This window comes from Tateyamaria sp. LSS28 (assembly GCF_059611725.1).
On sequence record NZ_JCAPFI010000002.1, the window covers coordinates 552,839 to 564,422 of the forward strand.

At 61.8% G+C, this 11,584-nt stretch carries 6 protein-coding genes; all 6 read right to left on the reverse strand.

Annotation, left to right across the window (positions count from 1 at the left end; all coding sequences use genetic code 11):
• Positions 1-14: 14 nt before the first annotated feature.
• From AC53L6_RS07320 to AC53L6_RS07345, 6 genes are read right to left on the reverse strand one after another with little or no spacing between them, the layout of a single operon-like run.
• Complete coding sequence (locus AC53L6_RS07320; protein ID WP_496907358.1) at positions 15-3,419, reverse strand: DUF6519 domain-containing protein; 3,405 nt, start codon at positions 3,417-3,419, stop codon at positions 15-17.
• Positions 3,420-3,437: 18 nt separating this feature from the next.
• Complete coding sequence (locus AC53L6_RS07325) at positions 3,438-5,573, reverse strand: hypothetical protein (protein ID WP_496907359.1); 2,136 nt, start codon at positions 5,571-5,573, stop codon at positions 3,438-3,440.
• Positions 5,570-8,383, reverse strand: coding sequence for a baseplate J/gp47 family protein (locus AC53L6_RS07330; RefSeq protein WP_496907360.1), 2,814 nt, complete (start codon positions 8,381-8,383; stop codon positions 5,570-5,572). Before AC53L6_RS07330 ends, AC53L6_RS07325 begins: the two co-directional genes overlap by 4 nt.
• Positions 8,380-10,890, reverse strand: a complete 2,511-nt coding sequence (locus tag AC53L6_RS07335) for a putative baseplate assembly protein (RefSeq protein ID WP_496907361.1) — start codon at positions 10,888-10,890, stop codon at positions 8,380-8,382. Before AC53L6_RS07335 ends, AC53L6_RS07330 begins: the two co-directional genes overlap by 4 nt.
• Positions 10,887-11,252 carry a GPW/gp25 family protein gene (locus tag AC53L6_RS07340; RefSeq protein WP_299605086.1) on the reverse strand — a complete coding sequence of 122 codons (366 nt, stop codon included), beginning with the start codon at positions 11,250-11,252 and terminating at the stop codon, positions 10,887-10,889. The genes AC53L6_RS07335 and AC53L6_RS07340 overlap by 4 nt, the downstream gene beginning before the upstream one ends.
• Positions 11,253-11,573 (reverse strand): hypothetical protein, encoded by a 321-nt coding sequence (locus tag AC53L6_RS07345; protein WP_299605088.1) that lies wholly within the window; start codon positions 11,571-11,573, stop codon positions 11,253-11,255. It abuts the gene before it with no gap.
• Between the last annotated feature and the right edge of the window lie 11 nt (positions 11,574-11,584).

Sequence of the window (11,584 nt, forward strand, 5' to 3'; positions counted from 1 at the left end):
CCTCTCTCCCTTCTCTAAGCTTGCAGGTTCAGCGCCGAAAACGGTGCCGGAAGACCGCCACCGTTCAACTGAATGCCCGCAGTCGTGATATTGCCGATCGGCGTCGCCGCGCCCGCGGCCCCTGTGGCCAGCCGCATGGAAAGCGCATCTGTCTGATGCGTCACCGTGTTGGAACCTGCAGAAAGCCGCTGCGAACCGATCAGGACGACCTCAGAAAGTCCACCTCCGCTTTGCAGATCGCACTGGTTCTGGCTGAAGTCGAGGCTGCGCGCGCCCGGATCAACAAGCGAGACCAAAGGACCCAGCAATTGCCGGTTGCTCCGCACTTGATTGCCCTTCACCGAAATCTGGCTCGGCAGGTTGCGCGAAGCGACCGTAAATCGCGCCGCCGAGGCGCGAAACATCGTTCCTTCGACAGCCACAAAAGCCAGCGCCTCACGTGCTACCGTTGGCGCGACAGCCACGAACCCCGTGGCAAGCGTCCCGATCTCAGCACCGATATCCGCGTCGAACCGCCCGACTTGGATAGCCCGCCAGTTGACGATGTCGTTCGGCCCCACATCATCCTCGATCTCGACGATCCGGTTGTCCGAAATCGTCAGCCCGAAGAACGGCGACGCAGCAAGTATCCCGAACGTCCGCGGTCCCGGATCGCGTGGCCCGATCTCCGAGATGGAGTTGTGCGCGATGTCCACGCTCCCGCTCCCTTGGATAGCGATCCCGGCGAAGCTCTCTTGGCCAGCACCCGTCTGGCCCACAGCCCGCACCGAATTGCCGATAATCTGGCCGGACGCCGCGGCCGTCAGCAGAATGCCCGCAGCGCCAAACTGTGCACCCGTCCCGCTCACTTCCTCGATCATATTGTTGTCGATGGCGATGTGTCGGATCTCCGCGTCCGCCGTCGTCGCAATCCCGGCTTCCGCGCAATCCCGGATGATGTTGCGTTTGATCAGCAGCGTATCATGCAGCCCGGCGATGCGAATGCCCGCCCCCGAAAGCTCGAAGATCGTGTTGCCGATGATCTGTGCGTCCGTTGTTGCCTCGGGCACAAGATTGGGCAACAGCCGGATACCGTCTCCTGCCTCATCCCCGCCTGAGATCTCGCAATCCTGCACCCGCGTCGTATTGGCACCCAGTACCATTGCCGCAGCATCAGAGACGACGGTGCTTGTCTCTATCGAAAGGCTTGCTGCCGGGATTTCCGCCCAGTTGATCCGCACTCCTTCTCCGTTGGAGAACACCAGATTGCGCGACAGAAGTGCGGCCGAGATGTTGATCGCCGCCCGGTCGATCTGGATGCCAAAGCGCCCTCCAAAGAGAATGCTGTCAAGCACGCGCAGCTCTGCAAAAGCTGCAAACTGCAGATCGCCATCCTCGTCGAGTCCGAACGAAGAGCGCGAGCCAAACGCCACCGGCGCAACCACAACGCACTCCTCTACCTTTGCGCCCAACTGGGTGCCGTCAAAAGCGATCCCGTGATCCACTCGCTCTTCCGGGTCGTCGCTGAACACCAGCACCGCCAACCGCCGCAGCGCAACAAGGCCTGCATTGATTGCGGTCACCCCATGCGTGATGGGGATATTGCCCAAGTCGTCTTCCTCTGGCGCCACCAGCAGCGAAAAGCGCTCCAACTGGATGTCGTTGGCCGTGTCGATCTGAATGGCACCGCCCGCCCCCTGATAGACAAGGATTGTACCGATCCCTTGGCCCGTCAGCTTCACTGCGTTGCGGTTGGTTATCACAATGGGATCGCCAAGAAGGTAGTTGCCAGCCTCAAGGCATACCGTGCCCCCTGCCGCCTCCACCTGATTGATCGCATCCTGAATGGTCAATGAACCAGAATTGTGTTCTTCGGCCGTCACGCAGACGGTGCAAAAGCATCCCTCAACTTCCGTATCGCCCCCCTCGAATGCCGGCGGCCAGAACACTCGGCAATCGAGCACCAACCCGCCCGCCGCCGCCGTCGGGAAACGCACAACGGCGAGTCGGCAGTAGTGTCGTTGGATGCCCTCTGGAGGTGCTGTCTGCAGCTCGTTGATCTGCGTGCCAGCCGTCCGAGCCTCGAAGCGCCAGTAGTCCATCTCGCGAAAGCGGCCTGTTGCATCCGCCGTCGAAAACTCAACCGTGATTCCTGATTCCAGCACCAGAACAGTGCCCGCTGGCGGCACCGGGATCAGCCCGTCGGAACCCGGCGCATCGAGATCGACCCATTCCGCCCCGTCCGTCTCTCGGATCACCCCCCTCTGATCCCAGCGGACCAGCCGCGTGCGGCGCACAGCGACCGTATCATCGCCCGCGCCTGAGGGCACCAAATCCGCATTCTCCACATCCGCGTCGATGGCTGCCTCGAATTCGATCTCTCGCGTTTCGGCATTCACCACCGCAACCCTTAGCATCACGCCGGAACGGTGGTTGAACTCCCTGTGATCGTCTGTCAGCTCCACCCAATCGCCTTCGCGAAACCGCAAGATCTCATCCCGTCCGATCCGATTCAACACGACGCTCTCATTTGTGCTGCCGATGCTCTCGACAGCGCTCACGACCGAGGCGTTCTCCCGACTGAACTTGAATCGCGCATCCTCCTGATCTGGCGGATTCCCGTTTTCATCCACCTCGCCAACAGAGTGCAACTCGACACGGTAAAGCTGGTTCTCGATCCCCGAATACCCGTCTGTCGGTGGTACCAGGCACGGATCCTCCGGGTCTTCCACATCTACTGTCCCGGTCGTCAACCGCGCCGTCGAGGGGGCGATCTCCGCCTCCCACCCGGGGATATCTTCGTCCGGAGTCTGGCAGTTGGTCGCCCGCGGCACATCGAACGTGCGCACCTGCCAAACTGTCTGCCAGCGCGTTGTCGTATCGACGCCCCCCAGAGCGGGCTCCAATAGATCTGGCCGCTCGATCGGCGTCACCTCCCGTTGCCAAGCCACCACGTAAGCCAGTGCCGTGCCGCCGATGGGCAAATCTACTGGCGTCGGCCAGTAGGGCTGGTTGAGGTAATTGACGAAATCCCCTTCTTCGGGCGAGATCAACTCGTCCAGCACCCCTTCGGGGTCGCCAAGATCGTCATTGGTCGTGTTGGGCCTGCTTCGATCAAATACAGGATCGGGCAACGCGGGTGCCTCGTCCGTAAAATTCGCAACCCCGTGGCACTCGAGCAGCAGCCCATGCAGATACTTTCGCCCTCGTCCGATTTCCAACCCACCGTCATCCGTAAACCGGATCTCGAAACCCGTCATCGTCTCCCGCGGCACCACGGCACGTCCAATGGTATCTACGGTGCCCGCCCGGATCCGCCGCTCGAACATCTCGACCATCTCGTTCCAGTCGCTGTCCAGAACTGCACGACCTTGCTGAAGGAACACCCCGGCATAATCCCGCAGGGCATCGAAACTGTCTCTGCTGTAGTCACCACTCATCGGCGTGTTCCTCCAAAATCAAGTTTCATAGAAAATCCCGGCCTCCAGTCCGAAGCGCAGATATTCGTCAAGACGAATACGCAGGTTCGTTTCGCGCTGTGGGGCAAAGAGAAGATGGTAAACGCCCATCTCACTTTCATCCGAAGCGCCGGTGCGAACCTCTAACGGTGCCGCTTGCCGGAGTTGGCAGTAGGCAGGATGGCTGGCGCTCAGTGCGGTAAAACTTGGCACAAGCCACCGTGTGATCCGCCGGATGATGAGCTGCCGTACCATCTGGCTCACCGGCCCACTCTCCTCGGCCACCGCGATCGCCTGATCGATGCTTAGTTGCGGTTGGCAACGATAGCGCCTTGGTGTGATCGCATCTTGCGGAACCCAGGAAAACCGCATGCACCCCTCTTGTCGTTGGAGCGCGCGGATCGGCGCACCTGGCCCGGGGCTCCGCGCAAAAAGAATGGAATTCGAAACCAGCGGAAACGCGCGAGCCGTTATCCGTCCGATCACGGTGCTCGCGATGATTGTCAGTGCACCGGCTGGCTGGTTTACCCCGCCCGTCCCCCGAATGGCGCGCGCCTCCGCGCTGTCCCCGGGGTCTGCGGCAGCGGCATCGACAACACTGTCCCGAATTTCCGCATTTGTTGTCTCGTCCATCAGGATGGGCCCGGTGATGCTGTGCGTCAGAAACAGTTCCAGCCCGACCGTGTTCACCGTGAGGCTCGAAGCATTCGGGCTTTGCGGGGCACCTGTCTCTGTGAAACGCCGACCGGGGATCAGCGTGCAATGGCGCAGCGTCACCTCTTTCAGTGACACGTCACCCACTTCCCGAATGTTCACCCGTTGCCCTTCGACGACAAGCCCGTCGAGGATCACACGGCCGTCTTCCCCGCCCTCAATCTGGATCGGGTTGCCCGGGCGCAGGATCGGGCGAAACCCGTCAGCCGCCCGCAGCACGATTTCCCGACCATCTGCTACGGAAATCACAACATTGCCTGTGAACACATCGTTGGAGGCAATTTCCACGATCCCGCCCGCATCCGTCAGTGCATCGATCGCAGCCTGGATCGTAGCGTGCTGGCTTGGTACTTCGCGTACCTCCGCCTCTGGCAATCCTGCCAGCCCCGCCGCACGATTGTACTCTCCTCCACCGATCCGCGCCGGAAAGCCAGTGTGATAGCTCACCCGCACCTCACCCGCTGGCGCTTCTGGAAAGGCGAGCCGCCCAAGCTCTGGATCCACGCGCACGCCCGCCACCTCACCCTCTGGAGGGTTCGGCGGCACATGGTTCCAGCCGACGCCATCATCCGAGAGGTCGCAGGCTTCGATCTCCTCCAACGGCACTCCGACGCCATCCACAAAAATCTCAAAGGCGCGCGGATACCATTCGGCAACATCCGCATCCAATGCCCGCCGAGTCAGATCCCCCGGCACATGGCGCGGTGCAGAGATGCTCGCAATCGTATCCTCCGGCGCGGGCCGGTTCACCAATTGCCGCGGCGCTCCCAGCGCATCAAAAAGGAAGCGCGTCGCATCGACGTCCCGCACAGGAGCGCGCGTCAGCTGCATGGGGATCAACCGCCATAGATGCAGCCCGATGTTCTGCAGATTATGCGTGCCCCCAATACTCTCCCGCCCCGGCGATTGCTGGATGGAGCGGACATCCACTGTCTGCGACACCCGATCAAACGCCTTGTTTAAAGGCTCAATATCCAAAGGGTCATGCAGATCCGGCCCGAGGTGATGCGCGGGCCGGATATGGTTCGTATGCTGGCACGTCGCGACCACCTGGAAATACTCAACCACATGCGCGGGCCATCCCGTGACATCCCGAGCCAGCTGCTCAAGCACCGCCGCCGTACCCTTCCTGCGCCGGTAGCCGATGGTATTCGCCACCTCCGCCCGGTTGCCGACATCCGTGCCTTCGATCTGGTGAAGCGTCCGGTAGCCAATCGTTCCGCCGATGTAAGGCGAAGCCCAGTCCGCACAGGTCTCGATAAAGAGATTGTCGAGCAACTGCTCGATATTCTCCTCAACCACAGCACCCTCGCGCGCCAGCACTGCCATCAACGCGCGCAGCGGCTCGCCCTGATCCGCATCGCGAAGTCGGTGCACAGCTGGTAGCAGCTCGTACAAAGCTTCTGGCGTGATCCGGTTCATGACATCACCTCCAGCTTATCAAGCGCACCTGGCGAAAGTGTCAGGATTTCTGCAGGCAGAAGCTCACCGTCGGTTCCTTGCCGTCCCTGCTGCGAAATCAGCCTGGCATGGGCGATTTGTGCTGTTTGAGGCGCCTCCTCCCGGTAGAGCAGATCCACATCAATCGCCGCCACTCCCGGCACCCGATGCGCCGCCACGGCCACTTCGCTCAATGCCAGTAACTGCCCGAAATCCCGCGCTTCAAAGGAAAACGCCTCGCGTAGTGCAGCCTCGGTGGCAGGCAACACGAGGTCTGCATCATATGCGGTGTCCACGGCGACACGTAGTCCCAGCCGGAAGAACGCGGGCGCGTAAGACAGCAAATCCACGCCCACCAGCGGGTCCCCAAGAGCACGGAACGCCGCCAGGAGATTGGCAAACGTCGTAGAGCCCTGAGGAATTTCTACGCCTCCGGGTCCTGCTACAGTCACCACGATCCGCCGCGTCTCTCCCTGCCAAACCCAGCGCGCTTCCGCCTTTGCAATCCCCGGAAAACCGAGCGCAAAGTCGCGATAGTCCGTGAGCGAGACCACCCGCCCCAGCGTCAGCGTGTAAATCGGCGCATTCCGCCGCCCATCCTCCTGCCGCTCGGGGTCATCCCCGCCCGTCGCGGGCAGCGGGTTGGTCGTTTCTTTCAATCCCAGGGGTCTGTCCAATGGCAGCTTCAGCTGCCCGGCACGCACGTTCCCGGCAAGCCCGATCCCCTTGGAATACTCGGCCACGATATTGTCCCGCCCCGCTAGGGGGCGTGACCCGGAAATCCCGTCGCCAAACTCCACAACCGTCTCGCCCGCATCCGTCAGCGACGTCTTGAACACCCGCGCCGATGGGCCCCGCTGATAAAGATCCGGCACCTCATCCCATTCCGCACCGTCCACGCGCAGCGTCAGCGTGCTTTCTATCCCTGTTTCTGTCGGCGCCACCCGATGCGTCACAGGCGCCTCTTTCAGCAAAAACTTCTGAAAGGGCTGCGAAGGATCGCCCGAGCCCAGAATATCTGTCACCCCTTCTCCATGGGCCGCGCGCGCCACGTTGGCGTGGATGCGCAGGCTCTCCCGGTCGAAGGCCACGGGAAGCGCGTCCTTCAGCGTCAGAACGGTGGGACCGCCCCCTATCGTCTCGGCACGCTTGAGAACCGCAACGACGGCGGTTTCCGGCACCATCTCGTCCGCTGCCACGGTCTCGAGCACCGCATCGACATCTCCAAACACCGTGATCGAGCCCTCGTCTCCGGCCTCCGTCCGCACCCGGAAAATCGAGATCGTCACGCCGAAGATGAAGATGGAAATTGGATCGGCCAGCAGCGTCAGTAACGCGCCTTTCTCCACCTCCAGCGGGTCGGCATCAGGCCGCGCCACATTCACCGATTGCGCCACAACCCGCAGGCGCGCTGGCTTACCGCGGAAAATCAGCTTCCGCCCCTCGGGCAGGCCCTCCACCGCATTGTTCAGCGTCACGTCGCTACCAGCAACGATGCGCGTCACCGGGGTGTCCGCGAATTGAAGCTCCTCGCTGCCACCGTTCACCGAGAACCGGCGATAGACGGTCTCAAGCCCTACGATTACCGGCAGTAGATCGAATGTTAGCCGGGTCACGTTGCCGCTCAGAGCATATCGCGCTTCCGTATCTGCGCTCGCCGTCTCGATCCGGTGCAGAGTGCTCAATCCTGCGGGCGTCGTGATGACCACCCAGCCACCTTCCACAAAACTCTTGTAAACGAGATCGAGCGAGATCGAGCCGTCTTCAGCAAAGGTAAAAAGCCAATCACCCGACTCCGCATCCGTGCCCGAGATGGTGGAGGGCGAGTTTGGCTGCGGATCATCAGAATAACCGTAGGCATCCCGGTTTCGTTCCCCGATCGAAAGCGGATGCGGCGCGTTGTAGCCGAAGAGTGAAGCCCGGTCGCGTAGCACAAACAAACGCAGACCAGCTGTCGGTCCTGAGGGGCCGGAATTCACACTGTTGAGCGGCCGATCCCAAGTGATCCGCGTGCGGTCGAGCTCCGCAAAGAGCTCCACTCGTACGATGCGCCGTCTGTCCCAAAACGGAGAGTTCGTGCTGAAATCGACAAAATCCTCATCATCGCGTTCCCGGCTGACAAAAAGGATCGTGTCGCCCACTTGTAAGGCGGGGCTCCCTGCGAGCCAGGTGGACCTATCCCCATTCCGTGGCAGCACCGCCTCGAAAAGCTGCGGCCGCAGTGCATTCCACGCCACCCGCGTCTCAAGGTCTTCGATCGTCTCGAACACCTGTGGCATCTCGTCCGGTCCCGGCTGGCTCTGCACCCGCGTGCCTTCGGGCACGAGAAGCTCTGCCACATCCGCCTCCGCCGCTGGCGGATCTTCCATCAGGATCACCAGATCGGTCTCGGCAGCAGCACCCGGATGCAGGCGATACCCGATCAGCCGCGCCAACTCCCCGATGGAAAGCCGCTCTGTCGCGGTGCCCATATAGGCCTCGTTGGCCAGCCGTTCCTGATAAAAGGTCAGCACATCGCAGGCCGAGGCCCAGGCATCAATGAGCGCAATCGAAAAATCGTCATCTTCGCGCGTCCCCAGCCCCCGTAGTGCCGGATATGTGGAAGACGCCAGCCGGGTCAGCATCGACGCTTTGAACTGCCCGTGATCCCCCGCCCGGAATGCTATCGCGGAAAGGTTGGGCCGGTTCTCTGTTGGTCTGAGCGTTGCCAGCTCGGTCCCGTCACAACAGCCGCAGACATCTGGCGCGAAGCCTTCATCTGGATGGCCAATCCTGATCGGCGCGTCATTCATTTCCCGCCTCCCATCTCGATCTGCAAAGCACCCCGCTCGGGGAAGTTTGGATCATTCTCCAGCTGCGCGATCTCCAGCCGCCCAAATTCCAGCACACCATCCAGCAATGGCGCCGGGTCGGTCCGCCCCCGCCGCCGGAAATGCAAAGCTTCGACGGACTCCACACCCTCAATCTCCATCACCCGTGCGTAGATCGCCGATAGATAAAGGGGCTGACCGAAAGTGAAATTGTCGGGGTGGAAGAAGCCGATGCTGCCATCGGGTAACCGCTCAGCCGAAAGGGCAGCCAGGACATCGGCGCGAACCTGGGACCGAAAGTGTTCCCGACCAGCACAGACAAAGAGCGCAACCTCAAGGGCCACAAAACGCGGTGCATCAATCTCAAGATCGTATCCGGCCATACGAAACCGATCGAGATAAGAGCGCAACTCCGCCTCGAAATCCGCCGTTACAGGGCGCCCGGCAAAGCGGTCCACTGTCACGAACACCGTGTGCCCGTGCCCGTTCCACCGAAATGTTGCCGCCGCCCGCTGCACATCGCGGAACGTCTCGGCCCGCCGCGCGTAATCCTCCGGCGTAACGGCCCGCTCCTGCCGCCGATAGGTATGTGGTGCAGCCTGCCGCACCTCCTCCATTCCCTCGGGATCGACGCCGCCCGTCGCCGGTAGCGGATTCCTCACAGCCGTAATGTTCGCCACACCCGTAATCGCGTGGGCTATTGCCTCAGCGCCGACATTGCCCACGCGCCCATTCCCAACGCGATATGTCGCTTCGAATGCCGTGCCTGAATTCGGGCGCCGCCCGTTCTGGTCATCCCCGAAGCGCAACCGCGCAACACCGTCGCGCTCCGTCTCGACGACGAAATGCCTGTCCTCCGGGAAGGAACCAAGCAGATCATTCCGCGCGTCCCACTCCACCGTGCCTGTATCAAGCGTCACATCCGGTCGCCGACCCGCCAGCCCCACGGCGGTTGAAGCAAATGCCGAAGGCGCATCTTCGTCAAACTCCGCGATCTGACTCACCGGCCCGTCCAGCAGTACAGGGCGGAAACGGGGTGGCACCGCTTTCGGCTCCGGGTGATTACACGGATCGTCAGAGCGCTCCGGCACAAGCCGCAAATGGGGTTCGGGCACTTCGCCGAGTTCTTCCGCCACAACGGTCTGCCCGTGATCGGCCAGCAGTATGTTTCCCAAGGCGTGCGACACGCGCACCGCCAGCCCGCCGCCGACAGCATCGTCAAGCCGCGACGAGATACAGAACGGAAAGGGCAGCGCATCCTCTTCTGCCCACCGTATCTCGGTGATGGGCGCGTTCGTCAGCAGATCCGTCAAACCCGCCTCGACAGCACACAGGCGCACGGCATGGCGCACCGTCGGGTCCGCATCTGCCTCCAGTCCCGTGCGCGGTCCCACCCGCTCCTCAAAGATCAACACGTCTCCAACGGCGAGGTTTTCGAGATCTCCCTCCAGCGTCGCGCGGGTTGCACCCTTCGGGAGGCAGCACTCCGCATCTCCCCATTCGTAGAAGTCCATCGCGTTGTGGAGTACGAACAGCTCGTTCTCCGCAAAACTCTGGAACACCAGCGGTCCGGTGTTTAGCGCCTCTTCCTCGTCATCGCCGGGGGAGACAACAGGATCGAACCCCGGCACCCGGCTCAAAAACCGCGTACCGGCGGCAACCACAGTCCCGTCTGTATCCGTCGCTGCATGAACCCAGACGCGTGCGTTGGCCCCGTCATGCATCCTGTAGTCGACCAACCGCGCGTGACGTCGGATCGAGGAACGAAGGCGCGCCGTTGCCAGATAGCTCTCGGTCCCCACCGCGTCTTGCGCATAGCTCAATCGATCTGCCGTATATGCCAGCGCTTCCACAAGCGTGATCCCCAGATCCGCTGGGTTCCGCTCCTGCCAGTCTGGCATGACCTGTGCCATCCGCCCCAGCATCAGGCGGCGGAAGGTTTGGTAGTCCTTGGCAAGGTAAGACAGCGATGGCTGCTCCGGCACCTCCTCGGGGCAGACATGGACCGGCGCGCAATCAAAATCGGTGGGGCATTCTACCTTGAAGGAAAAGTCCACCTCCGAAAGCACACGATCTATACCCGGCGGCGGCGTCAATGCATTTGGGCCAGCGACGAGGCGCAGCGTATATCCAGCATAATCTCCGGCGGAATCCGTCCTTAGCACAAGGACGTTCGCAGGCTCTGGCAGCGTTCCAAGATATGTTAGCAACCCGGGCTCGGCCAAGGTCATATCCGGCGCATCAGCGGCCATCACCCACTCGATTGCAACACCGGTGATCCGTTCCCCGCCCGTCAGCTCGAAATTCTGCACTGTCAGTGCTGGCGCCGCTCCTAGAAACCGCAGGAGTAGCGTCTGTTGCGGGGCCACATCATCCGGCGCCTCGTTGTCCAACACCTCAAGAAAGTCGATCCCATTGATGGCCGCACCGCCATCAATAGCTTCCAGGACAAGCTCCCGCCGCCTGGGATCGCAGCAATGATAGATCATATGCCTTCTCCCAATCGGAACGTCGTCGTGCTCAAGCTGTCGGAGCGTAAAATCCGATACACGATCGTAATCTCAATCGCGGCTTCGACCGCCTCTGCTGTGATCTCCTCAACCGAAATTCGCTGCCCAAGGTACTGCTGCAACGCCCCGCGGATCATGAATTCCGCCGTCGCCGCCGCTTCTGGTGTTGCGGTACCAAACACAAGCTGCAATACACCTGCGCCGAATTCCGGCCGGTTCACACGCTCGCCCGGATTGGTGAACAGAACCTGCTCAATAAGATCGCGGATATGCTCCTCCTCGGACGTCTCCGCCGTTCGGTCCCGCCCATCGAAGCCATATGGAAACTCAAGCTGCATCATCTAGCTCCCAACCACACGTGTTTGGCTCTGTACCGGGATCAAAGGCGTTCCGGTTGGCGCGCAAACACTGGCACTGTCGAGTAGAACCGCAGGTGCGCCCGCAATGAACACCCGTGTCGCGGCCACGACGTAGGTGGCCGTCACACACGGCCCGTTGCCCGCAAGCGGCACGAACCCGCAGCCCGCCACCGTCCAAACCGATGTCTGCGCCACAGCGGGCTGGCCGGACACCAGCACCCGTGGATTGGGTGCCACCGGAAAAGCCTGCCCACCGTGTGAGCATGTCACGGTCGCCCCGAGGTGCAGCATTGGTCCTGGCATGATCTCCCTCT

Excerpts from the sequence above, each read along its gene's own strand:
- AC53L6_RS07330 (WP_496907360.1), bottom strand. The coding sequence starts at position 8,383 with ATGAATGACGCGCCGATCAGGATTGGCCATCCAGATGAAGGCTTCGCG.
- AC53L6_RS07320 (WP_496907358.1), bottom strand. The coding sequence starts at position 3,419 with ATGAGTGGTGACTACAGCAGAGACAGTTTCGATGCCCTGCGGGATTAT.
- AC53L6_RS07325 (WP_496907359.1), bottom strand. The coding sequence starts at position 5,573 with ATGAACCGGATCACGCCAGAAGCTTTGTACGAGCTGCTACCAGCTGTG.
- AC53L6_RS07335 (WP_496907361.1), bottom strand. The coding sequence starts at position 10,890 with ATGATCTATCATTGCTGCGATCCCAGGCGGCGGGAGCTTGTCCTGGAA.
- AC53L6_RS07345 (WP_299605088.1), bottom strand. The coding sequence starts at position 11,573 with ATGCCAGGACCAATGCTGCACCTCGGGGCGACCGTGACATGCTCACAC.
- AC53L6_RS07340 (WP_299605086.1), bottom strand. The coding sequence starts at position 11,252 with ATGATGCAGCTTGAGTTTCCATATGGCTTCGATGGGCGGGACCGAACG.